Source organism: Streptomyces sp. NBC_00442 (assembly GCF_036014195.1).
In the GTDB taxonomy this organism is placed as follows: Bacteria; Actinomycetota; Actinomycetes; order Streptomycetales; family Streptomycetaceae; genus Streptomyces.
Genome location: NZ_CP107918.1, coordinates 194,444 through 214,674, shown reverse-complemented (window position 1 = coordinate 214,674; position 20,231 = coordinate 194,444). Strand labels below are relative to the sequence as shown.

At 71.3% G+C, this 20,231-nt stretch carries 20 protein-coding genes and 1 pseudogene; 14 read left to right on the top strand and 7 right to left on the bottom strand.

Translation table 11 applies throughout. The annotated features are described in order from the left end of the window. Positions 1 to 343: 343 nt before the first annotated feature. Positions 344 to 1,291 carry a RimK family alpha-L-glutamate ligase gene (locus OG432_RS01015; RefSeq protein WP_328306708.1) on the bottom strand — a complete coding sequence of 316 codons (948 nt, stop codon included), beginning with the start codon at positions 1,289 to 1,291 and terminating at the stop codon, positions 344 to 346. 300 nt (positions 1,292 to 1,591) lie between these two features. On the opposite strand from OG432_RS01015, the gene OG432_RS01010 reads away from it, so the two are divergent. Together OG432_RS01010 and OG432_RS01005 are read left to right on the top strand one after the other, a co-directional pair. Next, complete coding sequence (locus tag OG432_RS01010; protein WP_328306706.1) at positions 1,592 to 2,170, top strand: RNA polymerase sigma factor; 579 nt, start codon at positions 1,592 to 1,594, stop codon at positions 2,168 to 2,170. Then, positions 2,167 to 2,835 (top strand): hypothetical protein, encoded by a 669-nt coding sequence (locus OG432_RS01005; RefSeq protein ID WP_328306704.1) that lies wholly within the window; start codon positions 2,167 to 2,169, stop codon positions 2,833 to 2,835. The genes OG432_RS01010 and OG432_RS01005 overlap by 4 nt, the downstream gene beginning before the upstream one ends. A gap of 581 nt (positions 2,836 to 3,416) precedes the next feature. Here the strand turns inward: OG432_RS01005 and OG432_RS00995 are convergent. Continuing rightward, positions 3,417 to 3,935, bottom strand: a complete 519-nt coding sequence (locus OG432_RS00995; protein ID WP_328306701.1) for a hypothetical protein — start codon at positions 3,933 to 3,935, stop codon at positions 3,417 to 3,419. 313 nt (positions 3,936 to 4,248) lie between these two features. Here OG432_RS00995 and OG432_RS00990 point away from each other — a divergent pair, with 313 nt between their 5' ends. Both OG432_RS00990 and OG432_RS00985 read left to right on the top strand, forming a co-directional pair. Then, positions 4,249 to 6,450, top strand: coding sequence for an MMPL family transporter (locus OG432_RS00990; protein ID WP_328306699.1), 2,202 nt, complete (start codon positions 4,249 to 4,251; stop codon positions 6,448 to 6,450). 215 nt (positions 6,451 to 6,665) lie between these two features. Continuing rightward, the gene (locus OG432_RS00985; protein ID WP_328306698.1) at positions 6,666 to 7,106 is read left to right on the top strand and encodes a hypothetical protein; all 441 of its coding nucleotides are present in this window, start codon (positions 6,666 to 6,668) and stop codon (positions 7,104 to 7,106) included. Between the two features lie 255 nt (positions 7,107 to 7,361). Here OG432_RS00985 and OG432_RS00980 read toward each other — a convergent pair whose 3' ends face one another. Next, on the bottom strand, positions 7,362 to 7,793 hold the full coding sequence (locus OG432_RS00980) for a cupin domain-containing protein (RefSeq protein ID WP_328306696.1): 432 nt from the start codon (positions 7,791 to 7,793) through the stop codon (positions 7,362 to 7,364). A gap of 184 nt (positions 7,794 to 7,977) precedes the next feature. Here OG432_RS00980 and OG432_RS00975 point away from each other — a divergent pair, with 184 nt between their 5' ends. From OG432_RS00975 to OG432_RS34895, 4 genes and pseudogenes are all read left to right on the top strand, one after another. Beyond that, positions 7,978 to 8,799 carry a helix-turn-helix domain-containing protein gene (locus OG432_RS00975; RefSeq protein ID WP_328306694.1) on the top strand — a complete coding sequence of 274 codons (822 nt, stop codon included), beginning with the start codon at positions 7,978 to 7,980 and terminating at the stop codon, positions 8,797 to 8,799. Further along, the gene (locus OG432_RS00970) at positions 8,789 to 9,193 is read left to right on the top strand and encodes a VOC family protein (protein ID WP_328306692.1); all 405 of its coding nucleotides are present in this window, start codon (positions 8,789 to 8,791) and stop codon (positions 9,191 to 9,193) included. The genes OG432_RS00975 and OG432_RS00970 overlap by 11 nt, the downstream gene beginning before the upstream one ends. A gap of 45 nt (positions 9,194 to 9,238) precedes the next feature. Next, entirely contained in the window at positions 9,239 to 9,928 is a 690-nt protein-coding gene (locus tag OG432_RS00965; RefSeq protein ID WP_328306690.1) for an SMI1/KNR4 family protein, read from the top strand. 57 nt (positions 9,929 to 9,985) lie between these two features. Further along, positions 9,986 to 10,126: pseudogene (locus tag OG432_RS34895) on the top strand (WapI family immunity protein); the annotation flags it as partial. A 120-nt stretch (positions 10,127 to 10,246) separates the two neighbouring features. On the opposite strand, the gene OG432_RS00960 reads toward OG432_RS34895, so the two are convergent. Continuing rightward, entirely contained in the window at positions 10,247 to 10,786 is a 540-nt protein-coding gene (locus OG432_RS00960) for a hypothetical protein (RefSeq protein WP_328306688.1), read from the bottom strand. Between OG432_RS00960 and OG432_RS00955 the strand changes: the two genes are divergently transcribed. After that, positions 10,785 to 11,480, top strand: a complete 696-nt coding sequence (locus tag OG432_RS00955; protein WP_328306686.1) for a DUF4097 family beta strand repeat-containing protein — start codon at positions 10,785 to 10,787, stop codon at positions 11,478 to 11,480. The genes OG432_RS00960 and OG432_RS00955 overlap by 2 nt on opposite strands. Positions 11,481 to 11,607: 127 nt before the next feature. Here OG432_RS00955 and OG432_RS00950 read toward each other — a convergent pair whose 3' ends face one another. Continuing rightward, positions 11,608 to 12,270 carry a deoxynucleoside kinase gene (locus tag OG432_RS00950; protein ID WP_328306684.1) on the bottom strand — a complete coding sequence of 221 codons (663 nt, stop codon included), beginning with the start codon at positions 12,268 to 12,270 and terminating at the stop codon, positions 11,608 to 11,610. Between the two features lie 631 nt (positions 12,271 to 12,901). Here OG432_RS00950 and OG432_RS00945 point away from each other — a divergent pair. From OG432_RS00945 to OG432_RS00930, 4 genes are all read left to right on the top strand, one after another. Then, positions 12,902 to 13,921, top strand: a complete 1,020-nt coding sequence (locus OG432_RS00945; protein WP_328306682.1) for an SDR family NAD(P)-dependent oxidoreductase — start codon at positions 12,902 to 12,904, stop codon at positions 13,919 to 13,921. A 241-nt stretch (positions 13,922 to 14,162) separates the two neighbouring features. Continuing rightward, on the top strand, positions 14,163 to 15,203 hold the full coding sequence (locus OG432_RS00940; RefSeq protein ID WP_328306679.1) for a terpene synthase family protein: 1,041 nt from the start codon (positions 14,163 to 14,165) through the stop codon (positions 15,201 to 15,203). A 72-nt stretch (positions 15,204 to 15,275) separates the two neighbouring features. After that, positions 15,276 to 15,710, top strand: a complete 435-nt coding sequence (locus tag OG432_RS00935) for a hypothetical protein (RefSeq protein WP_328306677.1) — start codon at positions 15,276 to 15,278, stop codon at positions 15,708 to 15,710. Between the two features lie 247 nt (positions 15,711 to 15,957). After that, entirely contained in the window at positions 15,958 to 17,205 is a 1,248-nt protein-coding gene (locus OG432_RS00930; RefSeq protein ID WP_328306676.1) for an NAD(P)/FAD-dependent oxidoreductase, read from the top strand. Between the two features lie 33 nt (positions 17,206 to 17,238). Here OG432_RS00930 and OG432_RS00925 read toward each other — a convergent pair whose 3' ends face one another. Both OG432_RS00925 and OG432_RS00920 read right to left on the bottom strand, forming a co-directional pair. Beyond that, a complete protein-coding gene (locus tag OG432_RS00925; protein WP_328306674.1) occupies positions 17,239 to 17,847 on the bottom strand; it encodes a hypothetical protein in 609 nt (202 codons plus the stop codon). A 172-nt stretch (positions 17,848 to 18,019) separates the two neighbouring features. Beyond that, positions 18,020 to 19,108, bottom strand: coding sequence for an alcohol dehydrogenase catalytic domain-containing protein (locus OG432_RS00920; RefSeq protein ID WP_328306672.1), 1,089 nt, complete (start codon positions 19,106 to 19,108; stop codon positions 18,020 to 18,022). Positions 19,109 to 19,249: 141 nt separating this feature from the next. Here OG432_RS00920 and OG432_RS00915 point away from each other — a divergent pair, with 141 nt between their 5' ends. Beyond that, a complete protein-coding gene (locus OG432_RS00915; protein WP_328306670.1) occupies positions 19,250 to 20,143 on the top strand; it encodes a LysR family transcriptional regulator in 894 nt (297 codons plus the stop codon). The last annotated feature ends 88 nt before the right edge of the window (positions 20,144 to 20,231 follow it).

The following is a 20,231-nucleotide window of genomic DNA, read 5'->3' as shown; positions in this document are numbered from 1 at the left end:
AGCGGGCGCGTGCGTGGGGCCGGCGGTGCCTTTGTCGCAGGGCGTGTTGGGGCGAACGACCGTATCCTCCTGGGCTTCGGATTCGTCGGCGCACGCACGGGACGTCGACAGCGAGTCTCGACTACGTGCGCCGCATGTCAGGAAAACGCGTCGGCGACGACGGACCTCAAGGGGTCGCCTCAACAGACCTGCCCGGAACTCAACAGGCAGGCCCGGTAACGGCGTTGTGCGGTTCCGCCGGGGCGACGCGGTGCGCTGCGATGCGGCCTGCCCGTGCCTCGCTCCGTACGCGCGGGCGAAGGCCTCGCAGGAAAGGCCCGACCGAGCGGGTCACGTCACCCGGTCACCGCGCGGTCGGGCACCGCAATCGCGCGTCGCACGCCTCGGCGATGGCCGGCACGACCTGATGGAGGTGCTCTCGCCATCCGACGTTGGCGTTCACCTCGCAGATCGTGAAGCTGCCGTCCGGTTCGAAGAGCAGGTCCACGCCGGCGACGCCCAGGCCCAGCGCCTCCGCCGCCGCCACGGCCAACGCCTCCCCGGCCGGATGAAGGCCGGTGCACGGCGTGGCGGTTCCGCCCTGGGCCAGGTTCGACTTGAGCCCGTCGCCCGCGGCCACCCGCACCTGCGCCGCGACGGCCCGCCCGTCGACGACGATGACCCGCAGGTCCCGTCCGTGCGAGTAACGCACGTACTTCTGGAACAGGTAGGGCGCCTCGTCGCTGAGGCTGCCCTGGACGTCGTGCAGCATCGCCGTGTCCGGGGCCAGGAACACCCGTCGCCCGCGATGGCCCCGTACCGACTTCACCACGCACGGCTCGGGCACCCCCGCCCGCAGCACGTCCGTCATCGGCGCGTCGACATAGCTGCGGGTGTCGGGTACGGGGAGCCCCGCGACCGCGAGTTGTTGCAGATGCCAGAACTTGTTCACGCAGGCGAGCACGGCGTCGATGGGGTTGAGCAGCACCGTGCCCATCGCCTCCAGGTGCCGCAGCAGGGTGATCTCCCGGTCCGTGGAGAGTCTGGGCGTGGACAGGCGCGCGTAGGCGAGCTCCGGAGCGGCGAGCTGTGTGCCGTGCAGGTCATGAAGCGTCAGCCGCCCCTCGCAGATGCCCAGCACGAGGTCGCTGGTCCGCACCACCGCACTGCGGTCGCCGAGAACGCGCTCGAAACCGCCCACGAGTTCGGCGGTGATCCGATCCTGGTCCAGCCCACCGCCAAGGAGCAGCCAGAAGGGCGCGGCGGCTCGACATGTCGGGAAGGCCTTCGTCGGGACTTCGGTGACGGTCATCAAGGTGCTCCTCAGGACATCAACGGCCACACCTTCGGGGGGTGGCCTCTGCACATATGTGCCGCGCGCCCACGAGGCCAGCGCGGGACACCTGTCGTCGACAGGCTGATCACAGTGCCATCCTGTAGTCGGACAACCCGTCAATTCGCCCATATGAGGCCGTGTTTCAAGAAATATGACCGAACCGTACGAAACTTCTTGAGCGAGTCGGGAATCCGTACGCAGCGTGTAACGCTTCGGGGCGCCGCGGCCAAGAAGAGGTGTAAGGCACCACACGCCGCCTGCCCCAAGGAGCAATCCGTGCCAGCGGAGCATTCGACAGCACCACCCGTGCGCGACCCCGCCGGGTTCGCCGCTTTCTACGAGCAGCAATTCGACACCGTGCTCGGCTTCGTCACCCGGCGCGTCGACAGCCCGCACCTGGCGGCCGACCTCACGGCGGACATCTTCCTGGCCGCGCTGGAGAACGCGCACACCTATGACGCCAGGCGCGGCGCACCCGTCGCCTGGCTGTACGGCATATCCCGCAACGTCATCTCCGCGCACTTCCGGGGAAGCGTCCGCGAACAGCACGCGGTTGCCCGGATCTCCGGCCGAAGGCTGCTGGACGACCAGGACATCGGGGTCATCGAGGGGCGCATCGACGCCGCCCGCTCCGTCCGGCAGATGGCGGCCGCCCATGCCGCGCTGCCCGACCCGCTGCGCGAACTCCTCGACCTGGTCGCCCTGGACGGGCTGACCACACGAGAGGCCGCGCAGGCCCTGGGCATCAGCTCGACTGCCGCCCGGGTACGCCTGCACCGCGCCCGTAAGTCCCTGCGAGCCGCCGAGCGGACCCGCGTCGACCATCGCATAGCCGTTCTGGAGGCCACCCGGTGAACGTCCCCGTGCACTTCAAGCAGCAACTCGCGAACGAACTCGACGTTCGCGCGGCCGCCCTGGCTCCCCGGACGGGCCTGCGCGCCCGGACGCGCATTCCGCGCCGTCGCCTCGGCTTCACGCTGGGCGCCGTCGCGGCCGCCGTCGCCGTGGCCGTCGGCGTGCCGCTTGTCGGCGGTACGCACGGCAAGCAGACCGCCACCGGCACAGCGGCCGCGCCGTCGGGCCAGTCCACAGGCGGCGGCCTGGACATCGTCACGGCCGACTACGCGGTGAAGTCCGTGCCCGACGGCACGCTCGCGGTGCGGGTGATGAGCCCCAAGGGCGTCCCCGGGCTGCAGGCCGCCCTCGCCCAGGCGGGCATTCCCGCGACGGTGACGACGTTCTCGGCCTCGTGCCGCACCAAGGTCGTCTACGACGGCGACGTCGACTCCATGAAGGTGTTCCCTCCAGGGAGTGGCGAGAACGGGATCGACGGGCGCTACTCCCTGATCAGGCCAAGCGCCGTCCCGGCCGGTGACCACCTGTTGTTCGTGGCGACGACGGCGGCCCAAGGGCAGATCGGCACGTTGCAGATGTCGGTGGTGCGCAAGGTCCCCGGTTGCGTCCCGGAGACGGACAACGGCATCGGCGAGGGCTACGTCCCCCCGGGCACCAATCCGTAGGCCGGCCGGGCAGCCGGGCTGAGGGACAGCCGGGTAGGCCGGGCGGACAGCCACGCGGGCCGCAGGCCACGTGCGTGCGTCGAGCGCGGCCCGCGGGAGCGCCGGCCCGCCGGGCCCGAGGCGGCGCCGCGAGCCGGCGATCATCCCGCACCGCGCCAGGCATCCCGGCCCAGGGCCGTTCGCTCCCGCGGCTCGCTCCCGCGGCTGTCCCCGCTGCGCAGGAGTCGTCAGCCCTCGCCGCTGGGGTTCCCGTTCAAGCTCCGGCGACGCTTGCGCCTGCGTTCGGAGCCACGGACCACGTCGCCGAGGGCGAGCGTCACCGCCGCCACGCCACGGACCCAGGCCGGTCCCCCTCGACCCGCCCACACCACGCACACGCACCCGCCGACAACAAGTGCCAGCACGCCCAGCAGTATCAGGCCCACCATGTTCCCCGCCTCCCTGGTCATGACGTCGTTCCCCGTCCCCGAGGCCACCCAAGGCAAGCAGGGTCCCGGCGGCGCCGCAAGGACGTGGAGCGTCCACAGGCATGCCCGAGCGCGCAGCACCGAGCGCGGAGGAGGCGGGGCGTGAGCGGGAACTCAACGAGTGGCGTTCGGGTCGCGCTCCATCGGCTGGAGCCCCAGTTCCCCACGGATGGCGTTGAGGAACCGCTGCTCCTCCTCCCACAGGCTCCGGAACACATCCGACGGCAGTTCGGTCGCACTGCACGTGGCACGCATCGCCGCCAGTTGGCGTGCGTCCGCGACCATGCGCACGGCCGTGCCGACCGTCTCGGGGCTGAGGGCGACGAGTCGCATCGCGGTGAACCCGGCTTCCAGCATCTCCTTGTAGGGACGCCCCGCCTCGTCGAACAGTGGCATGAGGTGCCCGGGGGAACGGGGGTGGGGTTTCGCCGAGATACGGGCGGTCGGCTCCTGAACGAACGCCACGTACTTCCGGTGTGCCGCCAAGAAGTCGTAATAGAAGCGCAGTCGCACGTCGCGCCACTGCCGTTCGTGTTCGCGCTGTGCCATGCGGTCCTGGCCCCGCATCGACAGCCATCCTCCCAGGATCACACCGGCCAGTCCTGCGAGCCCCGCTACAACCGTTCCGATCATGCCCTGCCCCCTTCAGGATGGCCGCCCGACCGTGGAGCGTCACGGCCGGAAGACTGCTCCAAGGGTTCAACGCGGCGGGCCGCAAGGGAAGTGGCTCAGCCGACATCGCCCGACGCCGCGCCCCCGCACCGCCGCACGATGATGACCCGTACGGCCCAGCAACGCTGAGGGTCCGGGCCCGGTGGCACGGAGAGTGGAGGCGAGTGACCGAGCGCGGCACGAAGAACGGGACGCAGTGATGACCATTGACTGACGCTGGGACCAGCAGGGAAGACCAACAGGCACCGGACACCCGGCAGACAGGGTCACGACCATGAAGAACGCATCGGCCGCCGACGGTGGCACCGGACGGCTGCACCGCCTGGGACGCTGGTGCGCCACGCACGCCTGGCGGATCGTCATCCTCTGGCTGGTCCTGCTCGTCGCGTGCACGGTGGCCGACCGGCGCTGGGGAGGCAGTTTCGCCGACAGCTTCTCGCTGCCCGGCACCAGCACCCAGACCGGCGCCGACCTGCTCAAGGCGCACGGCGTCACATCGGGAACCTCGGCGCCGATCGTGATCAAGTCGGATCAGGGCTCGGTCGCCGACCACCAGGCGGCCGTCGCCGCCGCCGTGAAGAACCTGCAGCAGCTGCCGGACGTCACCGCCGTGAGCAACCCGCTCACGACACCCGGCGCGGTCTCGGCCAAGGGCACCATCGCTCAGATCAACGTCACGTTCACCAGCAACCCGGCCGGCTTCGACCACGCGTACGTCGGCAAGGTCGACGACGCCGTCCAGCCGCTGCGCTCCGACCACGTGAGCGTCGACTACGGCGATCCGCTGGGCCAGCTGGCCGCGCCGAAGGCCGCCGACCTCACCTCGGAGGCCATCGGCCTCGGCGTCGCCGTACTGGTGCTGCTGATCGGCTTCGGCAGCGTGGCCGCGTCCGGACTGCCGCTGGTGACCGCGGTGGTGGGGCTTGTCGTCGGCCTCGGCGGCCTCGGCCTGCTGGCCTCCCAGTTCAGCTTCGGGCAGGCCGCCCCGACCCTGGCCGCGATGATGGGCCTGGGCGTCGGCATCGACTACGCGCTCTTCCTGTCCACCCGCTACCGCGCACTCCTCCAGGAAGGCGCGGAACCCACGGACGCGGTCGGCCGGACCGTGGCCACCAGCGGGCGCTCGGTCCTGGTGGCCGCAGCGACCGTGGCCATGGCACTCGCCGGACTGTACGTCTCCGGTATGAGCTTCATCGGAACCCTGGGCGCCGCGGCCGGGCTGACCGTGATCGTCGCCGCGGCGGCGTCCGTCACACTGACTCCCGCCCTCCTGGGGCTTCTCGGCCGACGCATCGACCGCCTGCACGTCCGTACGCCGGTCGCCGAGCCCACCGGCACCAACGACGTATGGCACCGCTGGGCGGCCAAGGTCGGCCGCCGGCCGTGGCTCTTCCTCATCGGCGGCCTGGCCGTGCTCGGGATCCTCGCCATCCCGGTGGGCTCGATGCACCTCGGTCACATCGACGCCGGCGCCGAACCCACCACCAGCACCGACCGGCGCGCCTACGACCTCATCACCGAGGGCTTCGGGCCCGGCGCCAACGGCCCGGTCACGGTCGTCACCCGGCTCGACAGCCAGCAGGCCGCCGACCCGGCACAGAGCCAGACCCTCGCCAACACCCTGCAGCACGACCTGTCGACCGTGCACGGCGTCGCGTCGGTGACGCCCCCGAAGCCGAGCCCCGACCACGCCCTCCTGGTCAGTACGGTCGTCCCGGCCACCGGTCCGCAGGACCAGGCCACCACCGACCTGATCCACACCCTTGAGGACGACACCGTGCCGCACGCGCTGGCCGGCACCGGCGCGACCAGCTACGTCACCGGCCCCACCGTGTCGGGCCAGACCTTCACCGACACCCTCGTCTCGAAACTCCCGCTGATCATCGGCGTGGTCGTCGCCGCCGCGTTCGTCCTGCTGCTCTGCGTGTTCCGCAGCCCCCTGGTGGCGCTCAAGGCCGCCGTGCTGAACCTGTTCTCCATCGCCGCCGCGTACGGCGTCGTGGTCGCCGTCTTCCAGTGGGGCTGGGGCGGCGACCTGGTCGGTGTTTCGGAGAAGGTACCGATCGAGTCGTACGTGCCGATGATGATGTTCGCCATCATCTTCGGCCTCTCCATGGACTACGAGGTCTTCCTGCTGGCCCGCATCCGCGAGACCTGGCTGCACCGCGCCGACAACCACCTGGCCGTCGCCACCGGTCTTGCCGCGACGGCCCGCGTCATCACCTGTGCGGCCCTCATCATGACCAGCGTGTTCCTCGCGTTCATGCTCTCGCCGAACGTCGTCGTGAAGATGCTGGCTCTCGGGCTCGGCGTCAGCGTCATCCTCGACGCGACGGTCGTGCGCCTGCTGCTCGTCCCGGCGACCATGTACCTGTTCGGACGCACCAATTGGTGGATCCCCGGCTGGCTGGACCGTGTGCTTCCGCGGCTCGACCCCGAAGGCCCGCACGAGGCGCCGACGGAGACCGTTGCGTAGCCTCCGGCCCACCGGGCCGAGCAATTGATGAGCCTTGGCCGGATCGGCCCCGGACCGGCGGGTTTTGTCGTGAATTCGTAACGACGCGGGCGGCACCGCAACGGGCGGTCCCGCAGGCCCATCTGGCAGGACGGCAAGGCGCGTTGGGCGCCTTCGCGACGGGGCGGACCTCACCGTCCGCGGGGCTCCGTCGACATCCGTGGAAGGGGAAGTGCATGACCAGGACGAACACCAGCGGCACGAGCGGCAAGAGCGGGATGAAGGCGCGCGCCGGCCGGGTGGCTGTGATCGGGGCGCTGGGTCTTGCCTCCGTGTCGCTGGCCGTCGCGCCGGCCTTCGCCAAGGGCGCGGTGGAGATCACAGCCCCGCACACCGTTCAGGTCGGCAAGACCATCACCGTCACGGCGCACGGCGGCGACGACAGCGCCGGATACCTGCACCAGCTGTGCGTGGAGGAGAACGGCTTCGGCGAAGGGTGGCACCAGGAGACGTGCAGCACCCCCGCCAAGGGAGACGCGCGGGTCACCGCTCAGGGCACGTCGGCACGCGGTGGCGATCTGCGATTCCGCGCGGTCCTGTACGGCCTGACCAGCAAGCACGACCAGAAGCCCGTTCGCCTGCACGCCTCGGACGTGGTGACGGTGCACGTCCGCTGAGGACCCGTCAGCGCCCGCGCTGAACATCCGCGGCCCGGCCCCGCGGAGCCGGCATGACGCCACCCCCGCGGGCCGGGGCAGCGCCACGAGAGCGGCGGGCCACAAACCCGCCCTCTCGCGGCGGCCCGGCCGGCCCGGGGCGCCGAACGCTGGGTGGCGGGGGCGGCGGAGCGCCGCCGCGACATCACCCGCAACGGGGAACCTACGGCATGCACGGACGTACAGCCTTTACAGCCTTTACAGCCTTTACAGCTTTTACGGCATTTCGAAGTCCTCGAAGTCGAAGCCTGGTGCCACGACGCAGGACAACAGGACCGGCTCGGCGCCGACCGGCTCGGCGGACTGCCACGCGCCGGCCGGCACCAGGAGCTGGGGCAGCTGCCCGGATGCGATGTCGGGTCCCAGCACGGCGACCGACTCCGTCCCCGGGGTGGCCGCGCCGCCACCGAGGCGGAGCGTCAGCGGGCCGCCCCGATGCCACAGCCACAGCTCGTCCGAGCGCACCCGATGCCAGCGGGAGGCTTCGCCGGGATGCAGCAGGAAGTAGATGCCGGTCGCGAAGGGGCGCCGCCCCGGATAGCCGTCCGGAACGGCGCTCGGTCCGGTGCGCCACGTCTCCCGGAACCACCCGCCTTCCGGATGCGGTTCGAGTCCGAGGAGGGCGACCAGGTCGGAGATCTCGCTCATGTCCACACATACTGGCGCACGGCACGGACCCGCCACAACGGTCACGGCCCGTAACACCACTCGCTGTCTCTGGAACCATTCCGCACCTGTCCATGAGCCGCGTACGGCATGGTCGCGTCATCGTGCATCCGGCCTGCCGGTCGGCCGCGTCGTCGGAGGCACGCGCCGGTGAGAGACTGGTGCCGTGGAGCTGAGTCAGGCTTGTCGGGCGGTCGGCATGGGCGCGGTCTTCGCCAGCGAGCACACCGGACCCCCTCGCCTGCACCGAGCCGTTCCCCTACTGCGCTCACGCCTGGTCGTCAGTCTCGGGAGCCCCCTCGACATCGGCTACGCCGGCCGCGCCTGGCGCGTTCAGGCCGTGGTGACCGGCATGATGCGACCCGGCACGGCCACGCCCTCCCTCACCCTCCGTCCGGGCCAGCCCACGGTGTACGCGGAACTCGCACCCTGGGCCACTCAACGACTGACCGGCATCCCGCTCGACGAAGTGGACGCGGGCGGGGTCGACGCCGGTGAACTCCTGCCCTGGCTCGGCCTTCTGAGCGAGGAACTGGCCGCCCTGCCGGCCGATCAACGGGCTCCGCTCATGCGCCGCAGGCTCCTCGACCGTCTGGCGCGGGCCGCCGAGCCCGAGTTCTCCCCGTACGCGATCGAGGCGCTGAAGGCCATACGCGCGAGCCACGGCCAGCTCTCCGTGGAGGAGCTCGCACGACAGGTCCACCTCGGCCCGCGCCGGCTGCGGCAGGTCATGGGCGACGCGATGGGGATCGGCCCGAAGTTCGCCTCTCGGATCGCCCGGCTCGGCGCCGTCGTGGGCCGCACGGGACAGGGAGCCGCATCCTGGGCGCAGATCGCGGCAGAGGGCTCGTACCACGATCAAAGTCACCTGGTGCGCGACTTCCAGGACCTGATGTGCACCACCCCGACCGCCTGGCTGGCGGAGGAGGGCCGAAATCTACAAGGCGGAAGGCGCTCTCCACCGCCACCCTCGAACCATGACCAGTGAATTTCAGCCCAAGCTCCTCGTCCGCGATCCCGACGCCGCGATCGACTTCTACGTCGAGGCACTCGGAGCCACCCTGACAGAGCGGGTGACCGACGACCACGGGCTCGTGGTGCACGCCCAACTGTCCCTCGGCGCCGGGGCGTTCGCGCTCGCGCAGAGCGTCGAGGAGTGGGGCTGGCACGACCCGCTGACGGTGGGCGGCTCACCCGTCCTGCTCACGATCGACCTGCCCGATCCGGCGGCGACCGCGGAGCGCATGGCCCAGCTCGGCGGCGGAATCGTCGTCGCGGTGGAGGACCGCCCCTATGGCAAGCGACAGGGCAGGGTGCGGGATCCGTTCGGTCACCTGTGGGTGCTCAGCTCCGACGCCAGGCCCGCCCAGTCTCCTGCGTAGAGGGGGCGTCGGGGGTCCATGGGAGGGGCGGAACAGGGTCGCCGCATGGTTGATCTGGATTGGGCCGGAGTGAGGAAGCGGATCGTGGAGCTGAGCACGCTCCCGGCGAGCCAGAAGGTGTTCGGGACACTCGGTCATCGGTGGATGCTCGAGGATCCGCTTGGCGAGGACGAGATCGTCGAGTTGGAAGGCCAGATAGGCGTGCGGCTGCCCTCGGAGTACCGGGACTACCTCGCGACGGTCGCCGCCGGGGGCGCGGGGCCGTCCTATGGCGTCTTTCCCGTGCGACGCATTCAGGGCCGCTGGCGCTGGGAGGGCGACGGTGCCGACCTGGCCGATCTGTCCAAGCTTGCTGAACCGTTCCCCGACAAGGGCCCGGACCCAGAGGTCCTCGAACGGCTGTTGGCCGAGCGTCCCGAGGAGGAGGACTTCGAGGAAATCGAGGACTTCGATACCGCCATCGAGGCGTGGGATGAACGATGGGAAGCCGTCATGTTCAACCCCGAGCGCACCGCCGGCGCCATCGTGATCTGCGACCGCGGCTGTGCTCAGCGCGACTGGCTGGTCATCAGCGGCTCCCACCGCGGCACTATGTGGTCCGATCCCCGAGCGGACGACGCGGATCTTGAGCCCCTCGTCGACGCGGAGGGCAAGCCCGTCACCTTCAGCGGCTGGTTCACCAAATGGCTGGACAGGGCCGAGCACGATGTCCGGCAGTCCTCCGTAGGTTCCTGAATCACGCATCCGGGCCGCGGCATCCCGTGGCAGTGCTTCTGAGGGGATCACGCGAGCAGTGTCGAGCTCCGTCCGCTGCGCTATCGGTTCGCCGCGGTCCGGGGCGACTCCTACGACGACAACTGGCTGGTCATTGGTGGGTCGGTGGCCACTCCCCAGGGCAGTCGGTCCTTTGCTGATCCATGCCTACTGGCTCATGAAGCCCGCCAGGTGTCCGTTGTGGCTGTGGGCGGTGGCCGCCGGGACGGTGGCGATGAGGAGGCGCCCCCATGGCAGCAGGGAAATGACAGGGCAGACATCTACCGGTACTTCGTGGAGCTACGGCTGGATCCTGCAGCACTGCTTCGCGAGGCCGCCCGATGGGATCTTGTCCTGGACTCCTTCCCGGCTCGCGTGGAGCGGATCTGCGGTGAGTTGGGCCTCGTGGAGCATCCGGTCGATGCGAACTTTCTGCCCACTCGGCCCGAGCACGGTGAACACGTCCCCGATCGCGCCGCGCGAGACGAGCGGGCGTCGGTATTCATGGCGGTGCAGCGGTTCACGAGCAGGTGCCTCGAGCGTGTTTCTCACCTCCAGGACGGCGAGAGTGTCACCGCCGCTCGCGTCGTCCAAGGGCCGCCGGGCCCGCTGCCGCGTCGCTGGGAGGCCCACCTCCTTCTGCGTGAGCGTGTCGAGGGGCACCTGGGGCACCTGGGGCACCTGCCGGATCCGGGCCGGCATGACGCGGCTGGACCCGGCTGAATCCGACTGAATCCGCAGTGATGCCCGACTGAAACCCGTGCCGCGCATTGTCTGCAGCACAACGCGGCGGACAAGCCGCACACCGCGAAAGACAACGAGACGCTCGGAGTCAGTCATGCAGAAGCTCACCACCTCCACCTCCACCTCCACCTTCTCCACCACCGCCCCCGTCACCGCCGTTCTGGACATCCCGGCCGGCCGGGTCCGGGTGACCGCCGCCGCACAGGCCGACGTGACCGTCGAGGTCAAGCCCGCGGACGCCGCAAAGGGACGCGACGTGCAGGCCGCGGCCCAGACCACGGTCGTGTTCGCGGACGGGGTCCTGCGGATCGAAACCCCGGTGAAGAACCAGTACTTCGGCGCCTCGGGCGCACTGGACGTGTCCGTGCGGCTCCCGGCTGGCTCGGGCGTCGTGGCCACGGCGGGTGCGGCCGAGTTCCGCACGACCGGGCCCCTCGGCGACGTCACCTTCGACGGGGCCCACGGCGCCGCTCACATCGAGGAGGCCGCAACGCTTCGGCTGAACGTCCACGCCGGGGACGTCCGGGTCGGCCGCCTCGTCGGCGACGGTGACATCACCGTGGCGGCGGGCGACATCCACATCACCGAGGCCGCGCGGGGTGCCCTCACCCTGAACACCGCTTACGGGGCGATCACGGTCGGCGCCGCCCAGGGTGCCTCGGCGACGCTGGACGCGGGCACGTCCTACGGCCGCGTCAGCAACGCGCTCAGGAACACCGAAGGCGCTGCGGCCGCCCTGAACATCCGCGCGACGACCGCCTGCGGCGACATCACCGCGCGCAGCCTGTGAGCGTGTGTGCTCGGTACACCAACGAGGTCGGCTGCCGGTCGCGCAGGGCCATGGGCGGCAGCCGACCGTGCCGGCACCGCCCGCGCGACTCCCGCCGCGCATGTACCGTCCGCGCGTGCGCCCCGTATCAGCCTCGGTGTGCGCTGGTCGCCAGGGCGTCCTTGACTTCGCGGACCACCCGGGCCGCGTCGTCGGGGTTGCCCACCACGTCGGTGTGGTTCATGTCGATCACGAGAACATCGCTCGCCGAATAGTGCGTGTGCACCCAGTCGTCGTAGCCCGACCACAGGGTCCGGTAGTACTCGACGAGGGCCTCGTCCTGCTCGAAGTCGCGGCCCCGCAGCCCGATCCGGTGCAGCACCGTATCGAAGTCGGCCCTCAGGTAGACCATGAGGTCGGGAGCCTTGCGGTAGGGGAGTTCGTCGATCTCGCGCATCATCTCGCCGAGCAGCCCCTCGTACACCTGCATTTCGAGGGAGCTGATCCGGCCGAGGTCGTGGTTGACCTTGGCGAAGTACCAGTCCTCGTAGATGGACCGGTCGAGGATGTTGTCGCTCTGCTTGTACGCCTGCTTGATCGAGGCGAATCGTGTCTGCAGGAAGTAGAGCTGGAGCAGGAAGGGGTAGCGCTTGGCCTGGATCTCCGCGGGGCTCGCCGTGTAGAACAGCGGCAGGATCGGGTTGTCGTCCACGCTCTCGTAGAAGACTTCGCTGCCCAGCTCCTTGGCGAGCAGTTCGGCCACGCTCGTCTTGCCGATCCCGATCATGCCTCCGACGCAGATCACCGGCATACCTCGCTTCTCCCTGGGGGTCTTCTGTACTGGGGCGGGCCGGGCACCCCACAGGGCCGGGACACCTGTCGGTGGTCCCGCGGTTCCCCAAGGTTTTCGTGAGCGGCGTCACGCGGTCCCGGCCCGGACCAGGGCTGCGGTACGGGCCACCGTCCCCGACGCCGTCCGGGGCCCGGTCCCACGGACCCGTGCCCCAGCGCCGCGTGCGACGACGAGCCACCGTGCCGCGGCCGCCTTGAAGCATAGAGGACGCGAAACCGGCCTCGGCCGGAGCGGTGGCGGCCCCCGCCGCGGGGCCGTCGGCACGGGCTCATGACGTCCGGCACGCCGGACGCCGACGCCGGCGCCAGGGGGGAGCAGCGCCGCCCGGCCGGCACTGGACCCCCGGGTTCGCCCCGTTCCGAGGGCGAGCCGGCCACTGCGCGCGGGCACACAATTGCCGTGCGCACAACGGCGCGTGGAGGAGCGTTCATGCGCGCACGGGGTGTCCGTGGGTGCGTCGGACGGTCTTCCACGCTCCCTGGCCGAATTCGTTCCGGCAGGCGATGGTGTGCGAGGGAATCGCAGTGCGCGGGAATCACCGTGGGCGGGAATCCCGGCGCGGGGGAATCACACGTCCTCCGGGAGGGCGGTGGGCGGGGTGGGGGCAGTCGACGAGGTCCGTTTCGACGGTCGGGTGGCGGTGGTGACGGGCGCCGGCCGTGGGCTTGGCCGGGAATACGCCTTGCTCCTCGCTTCGCGGGGCGCACGTGTGGTCGTCAACGACATGGGAACGGGGACCGACGGGCGCGGCGCGTCACCATCGCCCGCACACGAGGTCGCCGAGGAGATACGACGGCGCGGCGGGGAGGCCGTGGCGGACGTCCAGGACATCTCGACCGCCGCCGGCGCGCAAGCGCTCACCAGGACCGCGACGGACCGCTGGGGGCGGTTGGACGTGCTGGTCAACAACGCCGGGATCTCGATCCTGCGCCCGCTGGGCGAGCTCCAGGACGAGGAGTGTGCACGTGTGCTGAACACACATGTGGGAGGGACACTGAGCATGCTCCGTGCCGTGTGGCCACATATGGTCGCATCGCGGTACGGGCGCATCGTGAACACATGCTCCGACGCCCTGTTCGGGGACACCGGACTCAGCGTGTACGCCGCGGGCAAGGGCGCCGTCCTCGGTCTGACCACCTCGCTGGCGGCCGAGGGAGCCGCGCACGGCATCAAGGTCAACGCCGTCGTACCCATCGCCGCCACCCGCATGTCCCTCGAAGCCCTTGACGACGACGCAGTGACGGCCGCCCTGCTCACCGACCTGTTCCCGGCCCGGCGCGTGGCCGCCGTGGTGGCTTTCCTGGCCCACGATTCGGTGCCCTGCACGGGGGAACTGCTGCACGCTGCGGGTCGTCGCGTCGCCCGGATCTTCCTGGGCGCGACCGAAGGCGTGCTGTGGGACGAGGAACCCACACCGGAGTCGATCCGCGAGCACCTGTCCGCGATCCGCAGCACCGAGGTGTTCCGAACGCCGGAGAGCGTCAGCGTGTCCATGGCCCACTCCTTCGCACGGCTGGGTGTGGGCCCCGGCGCCGAACCCCTCGCGCTCGACCTCAAGTCGCCGTCCGCCCCCGAGAGCACGGAGCAGCCGGGCCCCGCCGGCGGCTGAACCACGACCGCGGGCACCCGGCCGCGAATGGCGCGCGGGACGGGGACCCTCACCTGCCGCACGCCTCGTCCAGCTCACAGCGTTCGGCCGAGGAGCTTCGCCGAGCGGGGCGGCTCGGCAGAGGCGACCACCCCCTGCTGTCGCGCCGGTCCCAGCCGGGCGCTGCCCCGCGACCCGGCCAGCCGCCCGCCCACCGCACCCACGCCCCGCGTACGCATGCTCCGCGCGACAGGGAGGACCCATGCCCCAGAACATCGACTTCGACCTCCCCGGCCCCGCACGGATCAGCCCCGGCCTGGACCGGGCCCGTCGGCACAACGCCGCATGGGTCCGCCGTCTCGGCCTGGTGTCCGACGACCGCTCGGCGGCGTGGTACGACTCCTGGGACATGCCGCGCCTGGCCGCCCTCGGTTTTCCTCATGCCGAGGGGCCCGCCCTCGATCTGTGCGCGGACGCGATGGCCTTCTTCTTCATCTTCGACGACCAATTCGACGGCCCGCTCGGCCGCGACCCCGCCCGGACCGCCCGCGTATGCCAGCAGTTGATCGACATCGCCCACGGCGGCGCCGTACCGACCGGCGCCGACCCGTGCACGGCGGCGTTCGCCGACATCCGGGCCCGGGGGACCCGCGGCGCCCGTCCGGCCTGGACAGCGCGGACCGCCCACGAGTGGGAGTACTACTTCGCCGCGCAGGCCCACGAAGCGATAGGACGCCTCCGTGGCACCCCGGCCGACATGGAGACCTACCTCCAGGTCCGCCGGGGCATCGCCGGCACCGACATTCCGCTCTCCCTCGGTGAACGCGCCGTGGACATCGCCGTTCCCGCTGCCGCGTTCCACGCGCCTCAACTGCGCATCATGCGTCAGGCCTCCATCGACGTCACACTGATGTGCAACGACGTGTACTCCGTGGAGAAGGAGGAGGCACGCGGCGACATGGACAACTTGGTCCTCGTCCTCGAATCCGCACGGCACCTCACCCGTGACGAGGCCATCAACGACGCGTGCGGACACGTGAGTTCGCGTGTCCGGCACTTCGGCGAACTCGCCGGACAGGTGCCGGCCCTGTGCGTCCAACTCGGACTCGGCCGGGCGGAACGGTCCGCCGTGACCACGTACGTCGACATCATGTCCACATGGATGAGCGGCTACCACGCCTGGCAGACCGAAACGCTCCGCTACCGCACCGCCCCACAGGTCGTTCCGGCGTCGGGTCCCGGCTACCTCGACCAGATCCTGCACACACGACCCGTCAACGCACCCTGTCACCACGCTTCCTGAAAGGCCGACGCGGAACAGGATTCATTTGCCAGCCATTTGTTTCGATTGCGCAAGCGCGGCTAGACGGACTGCATGTCGGAAACAGCGAAGTCGGAAACAGCGAAGAAGAACGAGGCCACGAAGAGCGCCGCGGCCAAGAGCACGGCTCGCTCCGCGAGCGGCGGAGCTCGGTCTGCTACGACCAAGGCTGCATCGGCTGCGGCCCCCGCCAAGTCGGCTGCGAACCAGGCCAAGTCGGCGGCATCCGAGGCCAAGGACACCACGGGCCGTGGTGTGGTGGCACTGCGCTCCAAGGCCAAGGCCGGTGGCGCCAGGCTGTCCGCGATGCCCGGCAAGTCGCTTCACGCCGCGTCGACCGCCTGGACGGTGGTCCAAAAGCGGAAGCAGATAGCGGCCGGTCTCGGAGGCGGCGTCCTGGCGGCCCTCGCGGGGGCCTACAGTCTCGGTCGGGTGACCGCCCGGCGCGGACACGGGCCTTTCACCCGCGCCACGGGCGGCCGCTTCTGACGAAGCCGTCCGAAGGCGCCCGAAGCCGTCCGATGGCGGGGGGTGTGCGCGGTGCGACCCGATCGGTCGCACCGCGCACACCCCCCGCCATCGCCCTTTGGTCACCGGGCTCGTGACGCACTCGCACGCGACGTCGCGACGCGGATCGGCAGATGGGCGGATCGGGTGCGTGGCCTACCCGCACGGTCGCCCGTCGGCGTGGCACGCTGAGCGCTCTGCCATGGTTCGCGATGACGCCGGAGGAAACGTGACCAGCACACAGGCCGATGCCGTCGTCGTGGGAGCCGGCCTTTCAGGGCTCGCCTGTGCGGCCGATCTGACGCGCGCGGGCATGACCGTACGCCTGCTCGAGGCGTCCGACGCCGTGGGCGGGCGAGTCCGCACCGACCGGGTCGACGGGTTTCTCCTGGACCGCGGATTCCAGGTGTTCAACACCTCCTATCCGCAGGTCAAGCGCCGTTTCGATCTCCGTGGGCTCAGGCTGCGGCCCTTCACGCCGGGCGCCCTGATCCACACCCCGCAGGGCTCCCGCCTCTTCACCGATCCGACCCGCCGGCCCCGCCGGACGGCCGACCTCGTCCCGGGCCGCCTGGCATCGGGCCGCGACCTGATGGCTCTCGGCCTGGTCAGCGCGCTGGACATGCTGAGCCCGGTGCGGGCCCTCAAGCGCGGCCCTGAGCGCACCACCGAGACCGCGCTCGCCGCGGCCGGTATCTCGCCCGCACTGATCGAGACGTTCCTGCGGCCCTTCCTGTCCGGTGTCTTCCTGGAGGAGGAACTGGAAACCTCCTCCCGCTTCTTCCACTTGGTCTGGCGCAGCATGCTCCGCGGCACCCTGTGCCTGCCCGCCGAGGGCATCGGCGCCGTGCCCGCACAGCTGGCCGAGTCCCTTCCACCGGACTGCCTCGTCCTGGACACCGCGGCGCAGGCCCTGACGGACAAGGGTGTGCGGACCGAGGACGGTGGCCACTGGGAGGCCCCCACGGTCGTCGTGGCCACCGGGGCGTTCGCGGCGGCGCGACTGCTGCCGGGCCTGGAGATTCCACCCACCCGCACCGTGTCCACGTACCACCACGTGGCCCCGGCGTCCCCGCTGGGTGAACCGACCCTGGTCCTCGACAGCAGGCGCCGATTCCTCAACACCTGTGTGCAGAGCGATGTCGCACCCACCTATGCGCCCGCGGGCAGCGCCCTCGTCTGCACGTCCGTCCTCGGCGAGAGCGGTGTCGAGCGCGAGGGCGAGGTGCGTGCCGCCCTCGGCGAGGTCTATGGCACCGACACCGCCGGCTGGGATCTGCTCCATGTCGACACCGTGCACGGGGCGTTGCCCGCCATGATCCCTCCCTGGCCGCTGACCCGTACCACCCGCGTCGCCCCCGGGCGCTACGTGTGCGGCGACCACCGGGCCACCGGATCCGTCCAGGGCGCCCTCGCGTCCGGGACCCGGGCCGCCCGCGAAGTGCTCACCGCGGCCGCCCCCGGGCGCTCGCACTAGCTCGGTTCGGCCCATGCACCGCACGGCCCGTGCTCAGTGGTACAGGCTCCAGCGGCCGAAGCGGGCCATCACCTTTTTCGTTTCGTGTTCGCTCAGGCCAAGGGCCGTCGCGGCCTGGGCCACGGTGGCGTCACTGCGGGCACCGTGGGCGGCCCAGTACCCGGCCTCGGCGGCGGCCACTTCCATGCGACGGGCCGCGCGCAGCGCCGCCAGTGGTGATGTCTTCGTCAACTTCTCGACTCTGTCCTGCAGTTGGGTCAGCAGGTCGTCCACCGCCTCGGGCAGGGGAGTGGCCGAGCGGTCCACGTCGACCGTGTGCGTGTCCCAGTCCCGCATGCAGGTGTCCGCCGAGCCGGCGCCCGCCTCGTAGAAGTCCTGGTCCGCGATCTCGTTCCAGTCCAGCGGGTGCTCCGGGCCGTTCCAGCCGCAGGAGCACACGGCGCGCAGCGCGACCGCGCGCGGCCCGTGCCCGAAGCCCGCACCGTCATAGACGCTCCACTGCGACACCGAGGGGCCGCCCGCACCCGAATTCGTCGGAAGGTGGACCGGGGGCGGGACGGTGCCGTCGGCCAGGAGCACGCCGACCGAGCCGGTGTGGGACGGGCCGAACTCCTCCGTCGTCCATGTCTCCTGCTCACTCATGGCGGGCCCTCCAGCTGTCCGTCGCCTGCGCGTGCCGTGCGTGTCCGGCACGTGTGCGCCCCGACACGGACGCGGGAACGACCCTGCCGCAACTCGGCCCCAGACATGACGGATTCCCCGAAAGCGGTCCCGCGCGCCCATTCTCTGCGCCAGGGCGGCGGCCCGCCGGTCATCAGCCGGCCGCCGGGACGAGAGCGGTCCGGTCGAACGGGCCGCTGTGCGCGGCGGCGTACGCGACGGCGTCGTTCACGGCATCGAGGCCGAACGACCGCACCCGCTCCGGGGCGAGATCGAGCGTGCCCGACGCGAGGAGCCGGATGATGCCGGCGTTGGCCGGGCGCGGGTACATCCACTGCCCGCGCACGGTGATCGAGTTGCGCATGATCCACGGGTACGGGAGCGCGAGGTCGTCGCCGCCCAGCATGCCGACGCCGCCCATGAGGACGACACGGCCGTACTCGCGCACGGTCATCGCCGCCGCGCGCGACGCCGTACCGGGTGCGCTCGGCGGAAGCAGGTCGATCACCATGTCGATCGGGCCGGCCGCCGCCGCGGACATCGCCGCGCGGTCGGTGTGCTCGTCGCCGGTCAGCGCGACGGGGCGCAGCCGCGGCCCGAACCGGTCGGCCAGGAGGCCGAGCGCGGCCTGGTTGCGGCCCGGTGCGACCACGCGGCCCGCTCCCATCGCGAGGGCGACCGCGACCGCGCTGCTGCCGAGGTTGCCGGTGGCCCCGCTGACGAGCAGCGTCTCGCCGGCCGCGAGCCCGCCGGCCGTGAGCCCGCCGTAGACGATGGCGTGCACGGTGAGGGCCGCCCAGCGGGCCGGGTCGTCGCCCGCCTCGGCGGGCAGCGGGAAGACGTTCTCCGTCGGAACCCGCATCCGTTCGGCGAACGAACCGTCGTGCATGTACTCGGCCAGCCGCGCGCCGCCCTCGCCGCGCGAACTCCAGCCCTGCAGCGCGATGTCGGGTGTCAGGGCATCGTCCCGCGAGCGCACCGTGGGGTCGCACCACACCAGGTCGCCGACGCGCAGCCTCGTCGCGTCCGGGCCTACGCGGAGGATCCGCCCCACGCCGCCGACACCGGGCACGACGGGAGGGGCGAGGGGATAGTTGCGCCGGCCGTCGAAGACCTCGGCTGCGTACGGCGCCACGCAGGCGGCGAGGACCTCGACGACGACCTCGCCGCCGCCCGCCTCGGGGTCGGGCACCTCCCGGACCGTCAGCGGGGCGCCGAACCGCGTCAGAACTGCCGCTCGCACGGGATGACCTCCAAGTCCGTTCCAGATCAAGCACGTTCACGCTGCTCTGCGCGCGTTCGTCCGTGCCGGTAGATCCGACACTAGGAGCCGTCCGGCCATGCGGGAAGCGACGATCCGGCATCCCTGGTACGCGTAGTTCGCATGGACGTCTCCACTACGGGACTACGGGTCCTGCGACAGATCGCCGAGTCCGGCAGCTTCACCGCGGCGGCCACCCGCCTCGGCTACACGCAGTCGGCCGTCTCACGGCAGGCCGCCGCCCTCGAACGCGGCGCGGGCACCATCCTGTTCGAGCGCCGCCCGGACGGGGTGCGGCTCACCCCCGCCGGCCTGACCCTGCTGCGGCACGCCCACACGGTCCTTGCCTCGCTCGCGGCGGCCGAGCGCGAGCTCACCGGCGCCGCTTCGAGCACCGAAGTGGTACGGCTCGGGGTGTTCCTCAGCGCGGGTGCGGCCATCCTGCCCGCCTCGCTCGCCCATCTCGCCGCGGCCAGTCCGCAGATCACGGTCACCACCAGCGAGGGCACCACCCCCAGCCTGACGCGAGCGCTGCGCGCCGGCTCGCTCGACCTCGCCGTACTCACGTCCCGGCCACCTCACCGGCCCTTCGACGGCGACGCGCCGCGCCTGCGCGTGGAAACCGTCGCGGACACCGAACTGCTGGTGGCCGCGGCGTCGGCCGGGCAGTTCGCGGGGCGCACCGCGGTTCACGTCGACGAGCTGCTCGAAGCGGCGTGGATCGCGACCCCGTCATCGAGCACCGAGCCGATGCTCGGGGCCTGGCCCGGCCTGCCGGGAAGGCCGCGCATCGTTCACTCCGCGCGCGACTGGCTGACCAAGCTCCACCTCGTCGCCCGCGGCTTCGGTGTGACGACGGTGCCGGCCCGGCTCGCGCCGTTGCTGCCGGCCGGGGTGAGCCTGCTGCGCGTCGACGGCGCACCCCCCGAGGTCCGCCGGCTGCTCGTGGCCCGCCTCCCGGGCCGCCCCGCCCCGTCGGTCACGGCCGTGACGCGAGCGATCCTGTCGGCCACCTGAACCGTTGCCGGAGCGGAGCGCGCTTCACGTGATCGGCGCGGACGGGTGTGTCCGGCGGGGGAGCCGGCCGCGGAAAACGGTCGACACC

Bases quoted from the DNA above. Each gene is read 5' to 3' on its own strand.
- OG432_RS01015 (WP_328306708.1), bottom strand. From the start codon at position 1,291: ATGACCGTCACCGAAGTCCCGACGAAGGCCTTCCCGACATGTCGAGCC.
- OG432_RS00995 (WP_328306701.1), bottom strand. From the start codon at position 3,935: ATGATCGGAACGGTTGTAGCGGGGCTCGCAGGACTGGCCGGTGTGATC.
- OG432_RS00990 (WP_328306699.1), top strand. From the start codon at position 4,249: ATGAAGAACGCATCGGCCGCCGACGGTGGCACCGGACGGCTGCACCGC.
- OG432_RS00985 (WP_328306698.1), top strand. From the start codon at position 6,666: ATGACCAGGACGAACACCAGCGGCACGAGCGGCAAGAGCGGGATGAAG.
- OG432_RS00980 (WP_328306696.1), bottom strand. From the start codon at position 7,793: ATGAGCGAGATCTCCGACCTGGTCGCCCTCCTCGGACTCGAACCGCAT.
- OG432_RS00970 (WP_328306692.1), top strand. From the start codon at position 8,789: ATGACCAGTGAATTTCAGCCCAAGCTCCTCGTCCGCGATCCCGACGCC.
- OG432_RS00965 (WP_328306690.1), top strand. From the start codon at position 9,239: ATGGTTGATCTGGATTGGGCCGGAGTGAGGAAGCGGATCGTGGAGCTG.
- OG432_RS00955 (WP_328306686.1), top strand. From the start codon at position 10,785: ATGCAGAAGCTCACCACCTCCACCTCCACCTCCACCTTCTCCACCACC.
- OG432_RS00960 (WP_328306688.1), bottom strand. From the start codon at position 10,786: ATGACTGACTCCGAGCGTCTCGTTGTCTTTCGCGGTGTGCGGCTTGTC.
- OG432_RS00950 (WP_328306684.1), bottom strand. From the start codon at position 12,270: ATGCCGGTGATCTGCGTCGGAGGCATGATCGGGATCGGCAAGACGAGC.
- OG432_RS00940 (WP_328306679.1), top strand. From the start codon at position 14,163: ATGCCCCAGAACATCGACTTCGACCTCCCCGGCCCCGCACGGATCAGC.
- OG432_RS00935 (WP_328306677.1), top strand. From the start codon at position 15,276: ATGTCGGAAACAGCGAAGTCGGAAACAGCGAAGAAGAACGAGGCCACG.
- OG432_RS00925 (WP_328306674.1), bottom strand. From the start codon at position 17,847: ATGAGTGAGCAGGAGACATGGACGACGGAGGAGTTCGGCCCGTCCCAC.
- OG432_RS00915 (WP_328306670.1), top strand. From the start codon at position 19,250: ATGGACGTCTCCACTACGGGACTACGGGTCCTGCGACAGATCGCCGAG.